We start from the raw sequence: 16,907 nt of genomic DNA, 5'->3' as shown, positions 1-16,907 counted from the left end.
GGCCATGCCCGCGACATCGCGGTGCCTTCGCGAGCTGCGTGTTCAAGCTGCCCCAAGCGGCTTCTGGCTCGCCTTTCAGCTAACCCAGCTTGACGCCCCAGACACGCGGGTGTCCCCGAATGCCTCCATGCGATTCCGGCCGATACTGGCCGGGACGATGACGGCTTTTATGGAAAGAACCACCTTTTGACCTCCTTTCAGGATTTCGGCCTCGCCGATCCCATCGCCCGCGCGCTTCGAGAAGAAAATTATCTCACGCCGACCCCCATCCAAGCCCAGACCATCCCGCTCGCACTTGCCGGCCGCGACGTCGTCGGCATCGCCCAGACCGGAACCGGCAAGACCGCGTCGTTCGCGCTGCCGATCCTGCATCGGCTGCTCGAGAACCGGATCCGCCCGCAGCCCAAGAGCTGCCGCGTGCTGGTGCTCTCGCCGACCCGCGAACTGTCCGGGCAGATCCTCGACAGCTTCAACACCTATGGCCGCCACATCCGGCTGTCCTCGACGCTCGCCATCGGCGGCGTGCCGATGGGCCGCCAGGTCCGCTCCCTGATGCAGGGCGTCGAGGTGCTGGTCGCCACCCCCGGCCGCCTGCTCGATCTCGTGCAGAGCAACGGACTGAAACTCAACCAGGTCGAATTCCTGGTGCTCGATGAAGCCGACCGCATGCTCGACATGGGCTTCATCAACGACATCAGGAAAATCGTCGCCAAGCTGCCGATCCGGCGGCAGACGCTGTTCTTCTCGGCCACCATGCCCAAGGACATCGCCGAGCTCGCCGAGGCGATGCTGCGCGACCCGGCTCGCGTGGCGGTGACGCCGGTGGCCTCGACGGTGGATCGCATCGCCCAGCGCGCGATCCAGGTCGATTTCGCGGCCAAGCCGGCCGTTCTCGCCCAGCTTCTGAAGCAGGAAGCGGTCAATCGTGCCCTGGTGTTTACCCGCACCAAGCACGGCGCCGACAAGGTGGTGAAGAGCCTTGCCAAGGCCGGCATCGAGGCCAATGCGATCCACGGCAACAAGTCGCAGAACCACCGCGAGCGCACGCTGGCGGCATTTCGCTCCGGCGAGATCCGTACGCTGGTGGCGACCGATATCGCCGCCCGCGGCATCGACGTCGACGGCGTCAGCCACGTCGTGAACTTCGATCTGCCCAACATCCCGGAAACCTACGTCCACCGCATCGGCCGCACCGCGCGTGCCGGCGCCGACGGCATCGCGATCTCGCTAGTCGCCGGCGCCGAGGAGATGGGCTATCTGCGCGATATCGAACGGCTGATCCGAATTACCGTGCCGCGGGAAGACCGCCGCACACAAGGCGGCTCCCCTGGCAGCCGCGAGGCCGCCGCGCCCGCATCGGCGACCCACCCCCACCGGGGCGGCCGCTCTGCGCCGCGCGCGCATAATGTCCGTGGGAATGAAGCCGCTCCAAGTGCAAAAGGCCCTCGCCGCCGCCGCCGTCGGGGTGGTAATAATGGCGCGCCGCAGACGAGCCGGGGCGAGTCGCCGCGTCCGTCGCAGGCCGGCAACAGCGAAGGCATTCAGGGCGTCGCCTTCTTGCATCGCGAGAGCCGGCCGAATCCGCAACCCAACCGCAACAACCGACCGAAGCACTAGCCGTCGCTCGATCTGGAGAAACATATGGCTAAGGAAGAGCTGATCCAGTTCGAAGGACTGGTGACCGAAATCCTCCCCGACGCTCGTTACCGGGTGCAACTCGATGCCGGACACGAGATCGTCGCCTACACGGCCGGCAAGATGAAGAAAAACCGCATCAAGACGCTGGCCGGCGATCGCGTTACGATCGAAATGTCACCCTACGATCTCGAAAAGGGCCGCCTGATTTTCCGGCACAAGGACGAACGTCCGAGTGGCGCACCCGGCGGTCCGCCGCGGGGCGGAGCACAGCGCGGCGGCCAGTTCCGCCGCCGCTAGGCTCGACATTGCAACTGTTGCGCGCATGACGTCCTGATGTCCTGCGCACCAATGGCCGGCGGCTGCGCCGGCCAAAAAATCGCGCACGTCAGGATTGTTTTGAGCCCTTCTATCGAATAATATCCTACCCATCGATTTTCGGCCGGACGACATTAGCCAATACCGGTACAGCCGGTTCAGACGCTGACGACCCTTCCAAAAATTCGATCTCACCACCCCGCCGACCAGCGGGTCTTGAACTTGTATATCTGAGAAGGGACTACCCACGTGAGCATGGGAACCGTGAAGTGGTTTAACGCGACCAAGGGCTACGGCTTCATCCAGCCGGATGAAGGCGGGAACGACGTGTTCGTGCACATCAGTGCAGTCGAGCGCGCCGGCCTTGGCACTCTGCGTGAAGGCCAGAAGATCTCCTACGAGATCGTTGCTGACCGCCGTTCCGGCAAATCCTCGGCCGACAATCTGCGCGCCGCCGGATAAGCCGATTTCCCGGGAGCGCGAAGCTCCAGGAAATTGCCGTCAAAGCATCAAGGGCCGCACCTTCGGGTGCGGCCCTTTTTGTTTGGATCGCGTCTCTGCCAGCGCGGCCTGGGTGTCCATCTCGCGCGAAAACGCTCTAGTAAGTCGAGCAGGTCGTCGGCATGGTGGCGGAGGTCGGGGCGTAGAACACGCAAACCGACTGCCGCGGCCGCGTAAAGGCAACGTCGGCGAGAGTGATGCCGGTCTTGGCCATCACATAGCCGATCGTCGGAACGTATTTGTAGCTCACTTCGCTGAAGATCAGATAGGTGCCTGCAACCAGCAGCGCCGACGGAACGACGCTTGTCACGATGTCACCTTGGCTGCGCGTCGAGGCCGTCAGCGTCGCCTGCGTGGCACCCGCGCTCATCACCCCCGCCTTGCTCCACTGTATGTGCGCGATGTTGGAGTTATCGACGTAGATTTCCGACAACGTGACCTTGGTCGGTGTCGGATCGTAGGGCGTCATGATGCCGACGCTGGCACTGAAGAAGTTCTGCAGGTCGGCGTCCACCACCTGGGTCGCCTGCGAGGTCAGATCCGACGCGGCGCGCGCCATCAGCGTAACCTTGCGGTCGACCGCGACACCGGATGAAAATTCGACGGTGCCGAAGAACATCACCAGCATCAGCGGCATGATGAACGCAAACTCGACGGCGGCGAGGCCCCGGCGGTCACGCCCGAGAGCAACGACATAGCGCAGCAAGGCCGCGGGCAGGGTTTTCATGACTTTGCTCATGAGCATGTGGTCCCGGCGGTCCCGGAGGGCTCGTTCTTGAACGTCGCGGTCGCGACCAGGAGCCGCTTGCCGTTGCTGAGGAAAGTGGAGGTGAAAGCCTTGGTGACAAACAGCGGCCACTGATAGAACAGGCGGACCACCACGACGTCGCCGTCCTTGCCGGGACACCATTTCACCTGGGTGGGATCGGTGATGGGCGTGAGGTTGACGGTCGAGAAACTCGTCGCGGGATAACTGCGCACGTCGACGTAGATGCCGTTGGTGCAATCGAACAACGCGCTGCTGACCTCGCCACAGACGAAGGTCTTGAACTGCGCCTGGGTATAATTCGCGCCCTGAGCCTGGCCGGTCATGACGAAGCGGGACGAATCCTGCGTCGCCGTCTCGAGCACCTGGCTGGCAAAGAAGATCATTGCCACTTCGATGATCGCAAACAGCAGCGCGAAAAACAGCGGCGCGACCAGCGCAAATTCGACCGCGGTCACACCACTTCGGTTGCGGCGAAAGCGACGGAGGAGGCGTGCAAAAGAATGAGCGGGCAGCGGCATCAACGACCCCGGATCAACATGGTGGCAACAATTACCCAAGAGTCATTGTTGAAGTATTTCGTCGGATCGAGACAGAACGACCCGATCCGGTAAGCCTTTATTAGGCATGTCGGGCGAACCGCCTGCGATCGGCCAAGGCCCCGGCGTGTGAAGCGCCGGAGCGGACGCACGTCAGTTCTGCGGCTTCGCGCCGCCGCCCGAGCCGGAGGCCTGATTGTTGAGCGTACCGGCCTGTTCCATGGTCGTCTTAAAATAGGCGTCGCCGTCGCCGAGCGTGATGCGGCGCTGACAAACCGGCATGCAGCTATAGGTCTCGCGATCGATGCCACGATAGACCGTGACGAGTTGGTCGGACGGACCTTCGACCTGGATCTGGCGATCCACCAGCACCTGGCCGGAGCGGTCGAGTGCGATGAAATTGGTCGCGCCATAACCCTTGCCGGTCACCACGACAACCCCGCCATTCTGCAGGGTGACGTCGGCGATCAGGGGATTGCCGACCACGATCGTGGCAATGCCGCCGGGCAGCTTGACGAGCTTGGCCTGATCGACATTGACCGCGATCCGGTCGGGATCCGGCGCTGCCGTTGCGAGTGCGGGCCCCAGCAGCAAGGCTGCGGCCATCGAGATGAATCCAATGCGCGTGACGGCGCGAATACGCTGGGACTGAAACGACATACTCTACCCCGGGGCGTTAACAGGCCGGCAAAGGCGATACGCTGCGGACCGGCGCCCGACGCTGGCAAATCTGACGGCAATTCATTTAGGAAGAGCAAAGATCGACCGCCGAATTGCGCGGATGTCACGACTTCCCGAGCGGATTGGCCTGCAGCGGCCTCAACTGGCCGCGCGGACGTGGACGACCACGCGGTCATCGGCGTAGAGGCGCTGCCATCCTCCGATGTGATCCAGCAATTTGGAAGCCGGCGTGGTCGGATCGAGCATCACCGCATCGATGTCACGGGTCTTGAGCAGATCGAGAAAGCCGTTGACGTCCTTGAGCTGAACCGCGCGGGCGAAGCTCATGCCGAACGTCTCACCGTAGAGTTCGGCACGCCCGTCGATGAATACCGGCATCTGACGCCAGATCAGGTAGCCGCCGAACTGCAGATCGTTGAGCACGCGCTTGACGTTGTGCGCCTTCATCGCGTCGACGGCGGCAGCCGGCGAATAGATCGGCGGCGGCGATATGGCCTGGCGTGCTGCAACGACCGAGGTCCACGCGCAAAGCCCGACGATCAGGATTGCGGCTGGAGCCACTCTCGGGCGGACGGCGCCGGCGGCACGCAGCCCGAACTGGGTGGCGGCCGGCGTCAGCACGGCCAACGGCAGCAGCAGGGCGAACAGCTCGAGATTTCTGACGTGGGACAGCGCCATGTGCAGCAAGCCCAGCACCAGGATGATTCGCGGCAGCGGCAACCTCGCCCGGTAATAGAGCGCAGCGCCGAGCAGGCCGAGGATCGATAGCCCAAACGCGTCGATCTCGCTGAACGTCGCCGGCCTCCATTCCGTGATGAGATGCAGCAATTCACCGAGGCCGAGAATCCTGAGCGAGGCGAGGATCGAGCCCCAGCCATAGGGGGTGACGCAGCACGCAGCCAGCGCGCCGATGCCGAACGCCCCCCAGCGCAGCGCCAGCGCCAACCTCCGGGCCGGCAGGGCATTCCACATCGCATCGAACGCAAATGCGCCGACCAGGACCAAGCCAAATAGAAAGCCGCCGTGCAGATTGGCCCACAGCGCGATCAGCGGCAGCAGCCAGAGCGAAGGCGCCTCGCGGCGTTCGCTGGCGGTCATCAGGCCGTTCGCCCAGACGATCATGATGGGCATCACCAGCACATGCGGACGGGCCAGCAGATGCCCGCAGGTCAGAACGAGCGCCGCAAGGGCGATCAGGCTGGCGTAGACCGTCGGCAGCGCGCGGCTGAGGATGGCGGTGAGCAGCGCGAAGCTGGCAGCGGCGCAGGCGGCGGCCAGCGCCACCGGACCGGTCCACCCGGCGAGGTCATAGGCCTTCGCGAACAGAACCTGCGCCAGCCAGGACGACGACACCCATGGCTCACCGGCCTTGGTGAACGAATAGATGTCGACCGACGGCAGCGTGCGATGGTCGAGGATCCAGCGGCCGACGGCAATCTGCCAGTAGGTATCGGAATCGGCGAGCAGCCTGTCGCCGACGAACAACAGCAGCGCATAGACGCCGCACGCCATCCAGAACCAGGCCGGAAGCTCGGCGAACGCGGAGGCTTTCGCGCGCGGGAAGGTCGCGGTCTCAGCGCTCATGATGGCACCGGCCGGCTGGCGGCGTCATTGCCGGAAAGGATAGGCCAACTGTCCGCCGATCTCGGACGGCACGCCCTGCTCGGCATCGACCCCGTAATCTTCCGGAAGCTTGCCTTCGGGCATTCGGAACGTTCCGAACAGAATGTCCCAGAGCGGAAACGTGCCCGCGAAATTGGTGTCGCCGCCGACTTCGAGCCCGGTGTGATGCCAGCGGTGAAACACCGGCGTCGCGATCACGTATTTGAACGGGCCGAGCGTCCAGTTCAGGTTGGCGTGCACGAATGCCGAGTGGAATGTGGTGAGCGGCCCGACCCACAGCATGATGTTCGGCGAGATGCCCGCCATCAGCAGAATCACATCGACAGTGATCGTCCCGATCAGAAGATTGACCGGATGGAAGCGTGCCGCCGAGATCCATTCAAGATCCTCGGAGGAGTGATGAATGGCGTGGTACTTCCAGAAGGCGCCGCCATGGAACATCCGGTGCAGCCAGTACAGCATGAAATCGGAGGCAACGAGGAAGATGATGGCCTGCAGCCAGAGCGGAAGCTGCGCCAGAGGGCCATGTCCGTTCTCGTAGAACGCGATCAGATCGTCGGCGTCGTGGACGTTGAACACCACCGCTGCGCCCACCACCAGGAGCCCGATCCGCAGCACGCGCGCGAACACCGGCACGAAGAACCAGTAGCAGATGTCGGTGACCAGCTCACGCTTCTGCCACCACGGCTTGCCGGGATTGCAGGCCCAGAAATGAGTGAGCACCGTGAAGAACAGCGCCAGCGCGATGGTGATCGGCACCACCTTCATCATCGTCTGGCCGATCATCTCGATGACTTCAAAGGGAAGGCTGGGCATGACGGCCTCATTTGACGGAAGCCCCATGGGTATAGCCGTGCGCTTAAGGAGCCGTGAACAGGTGCCGTTAGCGGGCCCCGGCAACAATCTGCAATCTTAGCGGGCCGCTTAATTCCAAATTTACTGTGCGCAACAACTGCGAGTTCCCGCTGTGTTTATACGATCAAATTAACTGCGCCGAAATTGTCGAACCGTAGGGTGCCGGAATGGTCACGGTGCTGAGAACGCCGGCGAGACCAAACCTAGTTTGACCAGCCACGTGTACACAGGAGTTTATTTATGAAGAACCTCGTCTCGCGCTTCGTGAAGGATGAATCGGGCGCGACCGCCATCGAATACGGCCTGATCGCCACCGGTATCGCGATCGCGATCATCGCTGCGGTCAACGGCGTCGGCACCAAGCTGTCGGGCACCTTCAACACCGTCGCCAGCTCGCTGAAGTAAGCCGGTTCCCAGGAACTCGCATCAAAGGTCCCGGCACCCCCGGGACCTTTGCTATTTGGCGGACCGGCCGGCGGCGCCTCGATGGCGGCCACGACGGCCTTTTCCGATTGTTCACCATTGGCCGCTAGCGTCGGGTCTCGACCGCAGCTCCAGCTTGACGGCATGAATCCATGATCCTCGACATCGCACGCTTGATGCTGTTTCCGGCCCTGATGGCCTTTGCTGCGGCGAGCGATCTCTTGACCATGACGATCCCGAACCGGATCTCCCTGGCGCTGGCGGCCGGCTTCTTCGTCCTGGCGCCGCTGACCGGGATGGGCGTGCACGAGATCCTCAGCCATGCCGGCGCGGGCGCGCTGGTTCTGGCGGTGGCATTCGGCATGTTCGCGATGGGCTGGGTCGGTGGCGGAGACGCCAAGGTCGCCGCAGCAGCCGGCCTGTGGTTCGGGTTCGAGCATCTGCTGCCCTATCTGGTCTTCGCGTCGCTGTTCGGCGGCGCGCTGACCGTGCTGCTGCTGCAGCTCCGGCAGTGGCCGCTGCCCTATCCGCTCGCGAACCAGGTCTGGCTCAGCCGCCTGCACGACAAGCAGACCGGAATTCCCTACGGCATCGCACTCGCCCTCGGCGCCCTGCTGATCTATCCCGAGACGGACTGGATCAAGACGATCGATCTCGCGCACTTCGCCATGCGCTGAGAAAGCGGCAGTAACCGCTCGTTAAGGCGATTTAGATACGCCTCATTAACCATGCTTTGACGAATAGCTGGTCAACTCCCATCACGGCGGCGGCAGCGTCGCGGCGTCATGTGGAAAGTGAAGCGTAATGGATAAGGCCCGCATTCTGGTCCTCGCAATCGCAGGCTGCGCCGGCCTTGCGGCGCTCTATTTGGCGAGCGGAAGCGACGACAAGCCGGCACCGCCTCCGCCGGTCGCCCAGCTGCCCACCGTCGACATCCTGGTCGCGAAAACCGACATCGGCCTCGGCCAAGCTGTGAAGCCCGAAGATCTGCAATGGCAGACCTGGCCGGCGGCAACCGCCAGCGCCAGCTTCATGCGCAGGGACAGCAACGCCGAAGCAATCAAGGACGTGACCGGCTCGATCGCGCGCGCCCCGTTCATCCAGGGCGAGCCGATTCGCGAGCAGAAGCTCGTCAAGGCCGACGGCAGCGGCTTCATGGCCGCGATCCTGCCGGTCGGCATGCGGGCGGTATCGACCGAAATCTCACCCGAGACCGGCGCCGGCGGCTTCATCCTGCCGAATGACCGGGTCGACGTCCTGCTGTCGAAGCGGGACAAGAATCCGGACCGCAACGGCGCCGACATCGTCAACTCCGAAGTGATCCTGACCAACGTCCGCGTGCTCGCGATCGACCAGGCACCGAAGGAAAAGGACGGCACCAACGCACTGATCGGCAAGACGGTGACGCTGGAGCTGAAGCCCGAACAGACCGAGACTCTGGCGCGCGCGCGCCAGAGCGGCGTCCTGTCGCTGGCGCTGCGCAGCATCGCCGACAACAACGCGCCCGAAACCAAGATCGACGACAACCGGCAGAGGCGCGGTGACACGATCAACGTCATCCGCTTTGGCGTTGCCAACCAGGCGACGATGCAGAAGTGACCATGAGGACACACGTGATGAAGGGCGGGGCAACTCAACGGACGATGCGGGCCTTCATGGTCCGCGCATTGTCGTTCTCGGCCGTCGCGGCGCTCACGCTCAACCCGGCGCTGACACCCGTGGTGGCGAGCGACTATCGCGCCGCGCCTGCCCCTGCCGCATCGGCCGATGGCGGCCAGATGAATGCCCGTTTCCTCTCGCTCGGCGTCGGCAAATCGATCGTGATCGATCTGCCCAGGGACATCAAGGACGTGCTGGTCGCCGATCCCAAGATCGCCAACGCCGTGGTCCGCTCGGCGCAACGCGCCTACATCATCGGCGCGACGGTCGGCCAGACCAACATCGTGTTCTTCGACGCCGCCGGGCAGCAGATCGCGGCCTATGACATCGCCGTCAAGCGCGATCTCAATGGCGTGCGCGCCGCGCTGCGTGCAGCGCTGCCGAATTCCGATATCCAGATCGAGGGGGTTGCCGACGGCGTGGTGCTGACGGGAAGCGCAGCGAGCCCGGTCGACGCACAGCAGGCCGGCGAGATCGCCGCGCGGCTGGTCGGCGGCCCCGACAAGGTCGTGAACTCCATCGCGGTCCGCGGCCGCGACCAGGTGATGTTGAAGGTCACGGTTGCCGAAGTCTCGCGCAGCCTGATCAAGCAGCTCGGCATCGACCTCACGGCAAACCTCAACTACGGCACGACCGTGGTCAAATTCGCCAACAGCAACCCGTTCACCGCGAACAGCTCACCGCTGGTGTCCGGCAACAATCTCACCACATCGTTCGGATCGTCGGTGTCGGCAACGATCCGCGCCATGGAAAGCGCCGGTGTCGTGCGGACGCTCGCCGAACCGAACCTGACCGCGATATCCGGCGAATCGGCGACCTTCATCTCGGGCGGCGAGTTTCCAATTCCGACCGGCGTGACCTGTCAGACCTCGTCGACCGGCGCGATCGGGAATTGCGTTCAGACCGTCAGCTTCAAGAAATTCGGCATTTCGCTCAACTTCACGCCGGTGGTGCTGACCGAAGGGCGCATCAGCCTGCGCGTGATGACGGAAGTGTCGGAAGTCTCGACCGAGAACGCGCTGACCGGCGGCGCGGGTGGAACGACGATCCCTTCGATCAAGACCCGCCGCGCCGAGACCACGCTGGAAATTCCCTCGGGCGGCTCGATGGCCATGGCCGGCCTGATCCAGGACCAGACCAAGCAGGCGATCAACGGCCTTCCCGGGCTGGCGTCGCTGCCCATACTCGGCACGCTGTTCCGCAGCCGCGACTTCGTCAACAACCAGACCGAACTGATGGTTCTGGTGACGCCCTATGTCGTTCGCGCCGTGGCGCAGAAGGACCTGTCGCGTCCGGATGACGGCTTCGCCAACGCGTCCGACCCGCAGGCCGACCTGCTCGGCAGCATCAACCGCGTCTACGGCGTGCCTGGCCGCACCGAACCGGCGCGGAATTACCGCGGCACCTACGGCTTCATTACCGACTGAGGCGGACGATGACACAGACCACACCCAGAACATCCGCCGATTCCAAACGCACCGCCGGTGTCGCCGGAGCGCTCGTCATTCTTGCCATGACGCTCGGCGCCTGCCAGCACGCCGCCGACACCAGCTTCGCGATGGTGGACTCGCCGGCCGACTATCGCCAGCGTCACCCGATCGCCGTGACCGAGGCCGATCGCTCGATCGTGGTCTTCGTCGGCCGCAGCCGCGGCGGCCTGACCGCGGAGCAGCGCGCCGAGGTGATGGGAATGGCGCAGGACTGGATGCGTGAAGGCACCGGCGCCGTCACCATCGACGTTCCCGCCGACACGCCGAACGCCCGGCCAGCCCAGGAATCGCTGCGCGAGATCCAGGCGACCTTCGCCGCGGCCGGCGTGCCGCCGCGCGGGATCCTCGTGCGCAAATACCATCCCGAGAATCCGCGCCTGATGCCGGCGATCCGCGTGAACTATCCGAAGATGAAAGCGGAGGCAGGGCCGTGCGGCCTGTGGCCGGAGGATCTCGGCCCGTCGATGCACAACGGCTCCTACATCCAGAACAAGCAATACTACAATTTCGGCTGCGCCAATCAGCGCAACCTCGCAGCCATGGTCGAAGACCCGACTGACCTCGTGCAGCCGCGCGCGGAGACCCCCGCCTACACGTCGCGCCGCAATATCGCCTTCGACAAGTATCGCAAGGGCACCACCACCGCCACGGCGTATCCCGAGTCCGACAGGGCCAAGCTAAGCGACACAGGAAAATGATCACCTACGCGCAGCAAAACTCCGAAGAGCAGACGGACGCCCCGCCGCAGGCCGTGGACGACCATATTGCTCCGGCGCCACGGGTTTCGGTCCAGGCGTTCTGCGAGACGGTCGAGACCGCTGCCGCCGTACAGTCGGCGGGCGAGGATCGCCGGCTGGCCAAGGCCCACCTCAAGATCCAGATGGGCGGCATGGCGGCTGCCGTCGAGGCCTATCGCTCGGCGCCGACGCCCAATGTCATCATCCTCGAGACCGAGGGCCGCAGCGACATTCTGGCCGGGCTCGACCAGCTCGCCTCGGTGTGCGACGCCGGCACCCGGGTGGTCGTAATCGGCCGGGTCAACGACGTCACGCTGTATCGTGAGCTGGTGCGCCGCGGCGTCAGCGACTACGTGATTGCGCCGGCACATGCGATCGACGTGGTGCGCGCGGTCTGCAACCTGTTCTCGGCGCCGGAAGCCAAGGCGGTCGGCCGCGTCGTCGCCGTCGTCGGCGCGAAGGGCGGCGTGGGCGCCTCGACGATCGCCCACAACGTCGCCTGGGCGATCGCCCGCGATCTGGCACTTGATTCCGTGGTCGCCGATCTCGACCTTGCATTCGGCACCGCCGGCCTCAACTACAACCAGGATCCGGCGCAAGGCATCGCGGATGCCGTGTTCTCGCCGGACCGCGTCGATACCGCCTTCGTCGACCGCCTGCTGTCGAAATGCACCGACCATCTGAGCTTGCTGGCAGCGCCGGCCACGCTCGACAAGGTGTACGATTTCGGCGCCGAAGCCTTCGATGCGATCTTCGATACGCTGCGCACCACGATGCCCTGCATCGTGCTCGACGTGCCGCACCAATGGTCCGGCTGGACCAAGCGCGCGCTGATCGCGGCCGATGACATCCTGATCGTGGCGGCGCCCGACCTCGCCAATCTGCGCAACGCCAAGAACATGTTCGACCTGCTGAAGGCGTCGCGGCCGAACGACCGCGCGCCGTTGTACTGCCTGAACCAGGTCGGCGTGCCGAAGCGTCCGGAGATCGCGGCGGGCGAGTTCGCCAAGGCGATCGAAAGCCCGCCGATCGCCGCCATCCCGTTCGATCCGCAGATCTTCGGTTCGGCCGCCAACAACGGCCAGATGATCGCGGAGATCTCCGCCAATCACCGCGCAGTCGAGATGTTTCTGCAGATGGCGCAGCGGCTGACAGGCCGCGGCGAGACCAAGAAGCCGAGGGGGTCCTTCCTGTCGCCCCTGCTCGAAAAGCTGCGGTCCAAATAGTGGTCCGCGTGGAGTCAAGACGTCGTGTTTGGTAAGCGTAGCGGAAACGATGGGGATATACGGGCACCCAAGCCCGCTTTTCAGACGCCGGAGCCTGCCGGCTCGTCGCCGATCGCGCGCGAGTCGGCCGCCCCGACGATATCGTCACCACCGCTGGCCCCGGCCAAGCCACCGCCTGCTCCCGCCGTCGAAGCCCGCCGCTCGGACAATTACTACCAGGTCAAGGCGACGATCTTCGGCGCCCTGATCGAGGCGATCGACCTTGCCCAGCTCGCCAAGCTGGACAGCGAGTCGGCGCGCGAGGAAATCCGCGACATCGTCAACGAGATCATCGCGATCAAGAACATCGTGATGTCGATCGCCGAGCAGGAAGAATTGCTCGACGACATCTGCAACGACGTGCTCGGCTACGGGCCGCTGGAGCCGCTCTTGTCGCGCGACGACATCGCCGACATCATGGTCAACGGCGCCGGCACAGTGTTCATCGAAGTCGCCGGCAAGATCCAACGCACCGGTATCCGCTTTCGCGACAACCAGCAGCTGCTCAACATCTGCCAGCGCATCGTCAGCCAGGTCGGCCGGCGCGTCGACGAATCCTCGCCGATCTGCGACGCCCGCCTCGCCGACGGCTCGCGCGTCAACGCCATCGTGCCGCCGCTGGCGATCGACGGGCCCGCACTCACCATCCGCAAGTTCAAGAAGGACAAGCTGACGCTGGAGCAGCTCGTCAAGTTCGGCGCGATCACGCCGGACGGCGCGACCATCCTGCAGATCATCGGCCGTGTCCGCTGCAACGTGATCATCTCGGGTGGTACCGGCTCGGGCAAGACCACGCTGCTGAACTGCCTGACCAACTATATCGAGCACGACGAACGCATCATCACCTGCGAAGACGCCGCCGAACTTCAGCTGCAGCAGCCGCATGTGGTGCGCCTGGAAACCCGGCCGCCGAACATCGAAGGCGAGGGCCAGGTCACGATGCGCGAACTGGTCCGCAACTGCCTGCGTATGCGCCCCGAGCGCATCATCGTCGGCGAAGTCCGCGGACCCGAGGCGTTCGACCTGTTGCAGGCGATGAACACCGGCCACGACGGCTCGATGGGCACGCTGCACGCCAACAATCCCCGCGAAGCGCTGTCGCGCTGCGAATCCATGATCACCATGGGTGGTTTCTCGCTTCCCTCGCGCACCATTCGCGAGATGATCTGCGCCTCGGTCGACATCATCGTGCAGGCCGCGCGCCTGCGCGACGGCTCGCGCCGCATCACCCACATCACCGAGGTGATGGGCATGGAAGGCGACACCATCATCACGCAGGATATCTTCCTCTACGACGTGGTCGGGGAAGATGCCAACGGCAAGATCATCGGCAAGCACCGCTCGACCGGCATCGGCCGGCCGCGCTTCTGGGAGCGTGCGCGCTATTACAATGAAGAGAAGCGGCTTGCGGCGGCGCTGGATGCCTCCGACTCGCCGGCGCCGGTCTAGGGGAACGCAGGATGCAGACGCAAACGCTTGCCCTTGCCTTCCTCGCCGCCACCACCGTGGGCGGCATCGCCTGGGTCTTCCTCTATCCCTACCTCTCGGGGGAAAAGAAGGCCGAGTCGCGCCGCGCATCGGTGGCGCGCAGCGAGCCTTCGACAACGCGAAGTACCGACCGCACGCAGCGCTCCCGCCGCGAGCAGGTCGAAGGATCGCTGAAGGAGCTCGAGGCGCGTCGGCAGAAGGACAAGAAAGTCCCGCTCGGCGTGCGCATCTCGCAGGCCGGACTGGAGTGGTCCGAGCAGAAATTCTGGATGATCTCCGGCGCCCTCGGCCTGTTCGGGTTCGGCGCGGCATTTTTCGTCGGCGGAGGCCTGCTGGGCGCGGCCGGCATCGGCTTTGCCATGGGTCTCGGCCTGCCGCGCTGGCTGCTCGGTTTCCTGAAGAAGCGGCGGGAGAAGGCCTTTCTGAAGGCGCTGCCCGACGCCGTCGACGTCATCGTGCGCGGCATCAAGGCCGGCCTGCCGCTGTTCGAATCGCTCAAGGCGGTCGTCAACGACGCATCCGAGCCGCTGCGCAGCGAGTTCCTTGCGATCATCGAGACCCAGGCGATCGGCATGCCGCTCGGCGAGGCCTGCGCCCGGCTCTACGAACGCATGCCGTTGCCGGAAGCGAACTTCTTCGGCATCGTGATCGCGATCCAGCAGAAGTCCGGCGGCAATCTGTCGGAAGCGCTCGGCAACCTGTCGCGGGTGCTGCGCGACCGCAAGAAGATGGCCGAGAAGATCCAGGCGATGTCGATGGAAGCGAAAGCTTCCGCCGCCATCATCGGCTCGCTGCCGCCGATCGTGATGATCCTCGTATTCCTCACGACACCGGACTACATCGCCCTGCTGTGGACGAACTCGATGGGCCAGCTCATGCTGGTTGCCTGCGCCGTCTGGATGTCGATGGGCGTGCTGGTGATGAAGAAGATGATCAACTTCGATTTCTGACGGTGCAGCATGATTGATATTCTGGTCTCCAAGCTCCACGACGTCAGGTTCATGACCATGCTGCTTGCCTTTATCGCGGCAAGCGCCACGGTCTACACGCTGGTGATGCCGCTGCTCGCCAGCGGCGACCTCAACAAGCGCATGAAGGCCGTCGCCAGCGAGCGCGAGCGTCTCCGGCAGCGTGAGCGTGAGCGCCTCGCCAAGACGGAGAAGGTGGCACTGCGGCAGACCCCGAAGCAGGTGGTCTCCCGGGTGGTGGACGATCTCAACCTCACGAAATGGCTCGCCCAGGAAGCGGCGCTCGAGAAGCTCGTGATGGCGGGCTATCGCGGCCACGCTCCCTACGTCACCTTCCTGTTCGCCCGCGCGGTGACGCCGATCGTGCTGCTGCTCGGCGCCATCGTCTATACGTTCTTCATCGCGGGCGCGAACTGGTCGCTCACGATCAAGATCGGCATCTGCGTCGTCGCGGCCTATGCCGGCCTCCAGGCGCCGATGCTGTTCCTGAAGAACGCGATCTCCAAGCGCCAGCTCCAGATCAAGCGCGCCTTCCCTGATTCGCTCGACCTGCTGCTGATCTGCATCGAGTCCGGCATGTCGGTCGAGGTCGCGTTCCGGAAGGTGGCCAACGAGATCGCCGGACAGTCGATCGCACTGTCGGAGGAGTTCGCGCTGACCACCGCGGAACTGTCCTATTTGCAGGACCGCAAGTCCGCCTACGAGAACCTGGCGCGTCGCACCGGGCTCGAAGGCGTGAAATCGGTGTGCATGGCCTTGCAGCAATCCGAACGCTACGGCACGCCACTCGGCCAGAGCCTGCGCGTGATGGCGCAGGAAAATCGCGACATGCGCATGAACGAGGCCGAGAAGAAGGCGGCAGCGCTGCCGCCCAAGCTGACCGTGCCGATGATCCTGTTCTTCCTGCCCTGCCTGTTCATCGTGATCCTCGGGCCGTCCTACATCAAGATCGCTACGATGCATTGAGCCGCGCCGCCGCGCATTGCAAGAACGCCCGGCAAACGCCGGGCGTTTCTTTTTGTGCGCGTTGAGGCAGATATGGATTGCGAAGCCGGGAAGCTTCGCCGTCGGACGCCATAAAGGAGCGTCAGTCGTCCCTGGCGACAACCGGCGCCGCGCGCGAGGAAATCCGCGGGCCGTCCTTGCGGTTCAGCATGTCGCGGAGATAGGTGACATTGGCCGCCGCCTCATCGGCCGGCAGGTCGGCCTTGACGATGGTCTCGGCCTCCGCGAAGCGACCCTGCAGGCCGACGACGAGCGCGAGATTTTGCCGGATCCGGGTGTCGGCGCGGGCGCTGGCATAGGCCTGACGCAGCGTCTCTTCTGCCTTCGGCAATTCCTTGGTCAGCATGTAGGACAGGCCGAGATTGGACAGCACCGACGGCTCGTCCGGAGCCAGTCGAAGGGCGCTGGCGTAGTAGCGCCGCGCTTCCTCGTGCCGGTTCAACTTGTCGAGCGTGGTGCCCTGCACCGACAGGATCCGCCAGTCCGGATTGTCCGGACTGTGCGCGCGGCTCAGCACGTCGAATGCGGCCTGTGAATTGCCGTTGTCGGCGAGCGCGCGGCCATAGGCGGCGAGCAGCAGCTTGCTGCCGGGGGTGGCGAGCGTGGCCTGCTCCAGCACGGCGCAGGCCTGCGAACGCTGTCCGGTCATGCGCAACGCCTGGCCGTAAGCAATCGCGGCGTCGACATCCTTGGGATTCTTGCGGTAGCGCTCGCCATAGACCTCGAGATTGCGGCGCGGATCGTCGGGCACAGGATCGGACCGGGACGCGATCGATCCGGTGACGTCGGACATGGTCTGGCAACCGCCAAGCCCAGCGGCGAGGACCGCCACGAGGGCTGCGGACGTAAGATGCCGGGTCAAAATGGACTGTCGACGCATGACACTGTGACTCACGAAATCGGGCAAATGGATCGAGCCGAGCGTGCCAGCAATAGACTGTTAACCCTAACGTC

18 protein-coding genes are annotated in these 16,907 nt (G+C 64.5%); 12 read left to right on the top strand and 6 right to left on the bottom strand.

Annotation, left to right across the window (positions count from 1 at the left end):
• Positions 1-186 precede the first annotated feature (186 nt).
• The 3 genes from ACVIGA_RS26200 to ACVIGA_RS26190 all read left to right on the top strand — a co-directional run bounded on the left by ACVIGA_RS26200 (position 187) and on the right by ACVIGA_RS26190 (position 2,415).
• Positions 187-1,617: a DEAD/DEAH box helicase gene (locus ACVIGA_RS26200; protein WP_375777270.1), complete on the top strand. Its 1,431-nt coding sequence runs from the start codon at positions 187-189 to the stop codon at positions 1,615-1,617.
• Positions 1,618-1,641: 24 nt separating this feature from the next.
• Entirely contained in the window at positions 1,642-1,935 is a 294-nt protein-coding gene (gene infA / locus ACVIGA_RS26195) for a translation initiation factor IF-1 (RefSeq protein ID WP_016842649.1), read from the top strand.
• Positions 1,936-2,202: 267 nt separating this feature from the next.
• Positions 2,203-2,415: a cold-shock protein gene (locus tag ACVIGA_RS26190; RefSeq protein WP_016842648.1), complete on the top strand. Its 213-nt coding sequence runs from the start codon at positions 2,203-2,205 to the stop codon at positions 2,413-2,415.
• Between the two features lie 136 nt (positions 2,416-2,551).
• On the opposite strand, the gene ACVIGA_RS26185 is transcribed toward ACVIGA_RS26190, so the two are convergent.
• The 5 genes from ACVIGA_RS26185 to ACVIGA_RS26165 form a co-directional block, all read right to left on the bottom strand.
• Entirely contained in the window at positions 2,552-3,181 is a 630-nt protein-coding gene (locus ACVIGA_RS26185; RefSeq protein WP_456668542.1) for a TadE/TadG family type IV pilus assembly protein, read from the bottom strand.
• Positions 3,182-3,189: 8 nt separating this feature from the next.
• Positions 3,190-3,741 carry a TadE/TadG family type IV pilus assembly protein gene (locus tag ACVIGA_RS26180; RefSeq protein ID WP_223966540.1) on the bottom strand — a complete coding sequence of 184 codons (552 nt, stop codon included), beginning with the start codon at positions 3,739-3,741 and terminating at the stop codon, positions 3,190-3,192.
• Positions 3,742-3,912: 171 nt separating this feature from the next.
• Complete coding sequence (locus tag ACVIGA_RS26175; RefSeq protein ID WP_223966538.1) at positions 3,913-4,365, bottom strand: pilus assembly protein N-terminal domain-containing protein; 453 nt, start codon at positions 4,363-4,365, stop codon at positions 3,913-3,915.
• Between the two features lie 213 nt (positions 4,366-4,578).
• Positions 4,579-6,024, bottom strand: coding sequence for a hypothetical protein (locus ACVIGA_RS26170; protein ID WP_456668541.1), 1,446 nt, complete (start codon positions 6,022-6,024; stop codon positions 4,579-4,581).
• Positions 6,025-6,048: 24 nt separating this feature from the next.
• Entirely contained in the window at positions 6,049-6,879 is an 831-nt protein-coding gene (locus tag ACVIGA_RS26165) for a sterol desaturase family protein (protein ID WP_223966535.1), read from the bottom strand.
• A 279-nt stretch (positions 6,880-7,158) separates the two neighbouring features.
• On the opposite strand from ACVIGA_RS26165, the gene ACVIGA_RS26160 reads away from it, so the two are divergent.
• The 9 genes from ACVIGA_RS26160 to ACVIGA_RS26120 all read left to right on the top strand — a co-directional run bounded on the left by ACVIGA_RS26160 (position 7,159) and on the right by ACVIGA_RS26120 (position 15,914).
• A complete protein-coding gene (locus ACVIGA_RS26160; protein ID WP_173643703.1) occupies positions 7,159-7,323 on the top strand; it encodes a Flp family type IVb pilin in 165 nt (54 codons plus the stop codon).
• A 170-nt stretch (positions 7,324-7,493) separates the two neighbouring features.
• Positions 7,494-8,018 (top strand): A24 family peptidase, encoded by a 525-nt coding sequence (locus tag ACVIGA_RS26155; protein WP_456668540.1) that lies wholly within the window; start codon positions 7,494-7,496, stop codon positions 8,016-8,018.
• Positions 8,019-8,145: 127 nt separating this feature from the next.
• Entirely contained in the window at positions 8,146-8,940 is a 795-nt protein-coding gene (gene cpaB, locus ACVIGA_RS26150) for a Flp pilus assembly protein CpaB (protein ID WP_223966533.1), read from the top strand.
• 2 nt (positions 8,941-8,942) lie between these two features.
• On the top strand, positions 8,943-10,427 hold the full coding sequence (locus tag ACVIGA_RS26145) for a type II and III secretion system protein family protein (protein ID WP_374707946.1): 1,485 nt from the start codon (positions 8,943-8,945) through the stop codon (positions 10,425-10,427).
• An 8-nt stretch (positions 10,428-10,435) separates the two neighbouring features.
• On the top strand, positions 10,436-11,188 hold the full coding sequence (locus ACVIGA_RS26140; RefSeq protein WP_456668539.1) for a CpaD family pilus assembly protein: 753 nt from the start codon (positions 10,436-10,438) through the stop codon (positions 11,186-11,188).
• Positions 11,185-12,453, top strand: coding sequence for an AAA family ATPase (locus ACVIGA_RS26135; protein WP_456668538.1), 1,269 nt, complete (start codon positions 11,185-11,187; stop codon positions 12,451-12,453). Before ACVIGA_RS26140 ends, ACVIGA_RS26135 begins: the two co-directional genes overlap by 4 nt.
• A gap of 24 nt (positions 12,454-12,477) precedes the next feature.
• A complete protein-coding gene (locus ACVIGA_RS26130) occupies positions 12,478-13,941 on the top strand; it encodes a CpaF family protein (RefSeq protein WP_223966530.1) in 1,464 nt (487 codons plus the stop codon).
• Positions 13,942-13,952: 11 nt separating this feature from the next.
• Positions 13,953-14,930 carry a type II secretion system F family protein gene (locus tag ACVIGA_RS26125; protein WP_223966529.1) on the top strand — a complete coding sequence of 326 codons (978 nt, stop codon included), beginning with the start codon at positions 13,953-13,955 and terminating at the stop codon, positions 14,928-14,930.
• A gap of 9 nt (positions 14,931-14,939) precedes the next feature.
• Positions 14,940-15,914 (top strand): type II secretion system F family protein, encoded by a 975-nt coding sequence (locus ACVIGA_RS26120; RefSeq protein ID WP_223966528.1) that lies wholly within the window; start codon positions 14,940-14,942, stop codon positions 15,912-15,914.
• A 121-nt stretch (positions 15,915-16,035) separates the two neighbouring features.
• Here ACVIGA_RS26120 and ACVIGA_RS26115 read toward each other — a convergent pair whose 3' ends face one another.
• Positions 16,036-16,833 carry a tetratricopeptide repeat protein gene (locus ACVIGA_RS26115; protein ID WP_456668537.1) on the bottom strand — a complete coding sequence of 266 codons (798 nt, stop codon included), beginning with the start codon at positions 16,831-16,833 and terminating at the stop codon, positions 16,036-16,038.
• Positions 16,834-16,907: the final 74 nt, after the last annotated feature.

It is taken from the genome of Bradyrhizobium sp. USDA 3240 (assembly GCF_054063295.1).
This window is presented reverse-complemented; position numbering and strand designations above follow the sequence as displayed.

Excerpts from the sequence above, each read along its gene's own strand:
- ACVIGA_RS26115 (WP_456668537.1), bottom strand. The coding sequence starts at position 16,833 with ATGCGTCGACAGTCCATTTTGACCCGGCATCTTACGTCCGCAGCCCTC.
- infA (WP_016842649.1), top strand. The coding sequence starts at position 1,642 with ATGGCTAAGGAAGAGCTGATCCAGTTCGAAGGACTGGTGACCGAAATC.
- ACVIGA_RS26120 (WP_223966528.1), top strand. The coding sequence starts at position 14,940 with ATGATTGATATTCTGGTCTCCAAGCTCCACGACGTCAGGTTCATGACC.
- ACVIGA_RS26145 (WP_374707946.1), top strand. The coding sequence starts at position 8,943 with ATGAGGACACACGTGATGAAGGGCGGGGCAACTCAACGGACGATGCGG.
- ACVIGA_RS26170 (WP_456668541.1), bottom strand. The coding sequence starts at position 6,024 with ATGAGCGCTGAGACCGCGACCTTCCCGCGCGCGAAAGCCTCCGCGTTC.
- ACVIGA_RS26185 (WP_456668542.1), bottom strand. The coding sequence starts at position 3,181 with ATGAAAACCCTGCCCGCGGCCTTGCTGCGCTATGTCGTTGCTCTCGGG.
- ACVIGA_RS26165 (WP_223966535.1), bottom strand. The coding sequence starts at position 6,879 with ATGCCCAGCCTTCCCTTTGAAGTCATCGAGATGATCGGCCAGACGATG.
- ACVIGA_RS26135 (WP_456668538.1), top strand. The coding sequence starts at position 11,185 with ATGATCACCTACGCGCAGCAAAACTCCGAAGAGCAGACGGACGCCCCG.
- ACVIGA_RS26160 (WP_173643703.1), top strand. The coding sequence starts at position 7,159 with ATGAAGAACCTCGTCTCGCGCTTCGTGAAGGATGAATCGGGCGCGACC.
- ACVIGA_RS26180 (WP_223966540.1), bottom strand. The coding sequence starts at position 3,741 with ATGCCGCTGCCCGCTCATTCTTTTGCACGCCTCCTCCGTCGCTTTCGC.
- ACVIGA_RS26140 (WP_456668539.1), top strand. The coding sequence starts at position 10,436 with ATGACACAGACCACACCCAGAACATCCGCCGATTCCAAACGCACCGCC.
- ACVIGA_RS26175 (WP_223966538.1), bottom strand. The coding sequence starts at position 4,365 with ATGGCCGCAGCCTTGCTGCTGGGGCCCGCACTCGCAACGGCAGCGCCG.
- ACVIGA_RS26125 (WP_223966529.1), top strand. The coding sequence starts at position 13,953 with ATGCAGACGCAAACGCTTGCCCTTGCCTTCCTCGCCGCCACCACCGTG.
- ACVIGA_RS26155 (WP_456668540.1), top strand. The coding sequence starts at position 7,494 with ATGATCCTCGACATCGCACGCTTGATGCTGTTTCCGGCCCTGATGGCC.
- cpaB (WP_223966533.1), top strand. The coding sequence starts at position 8,146 with ATGGATAAGGCCCGCATTCTGGTCCTCGCAATCGCAGGCTGCGCCGGC.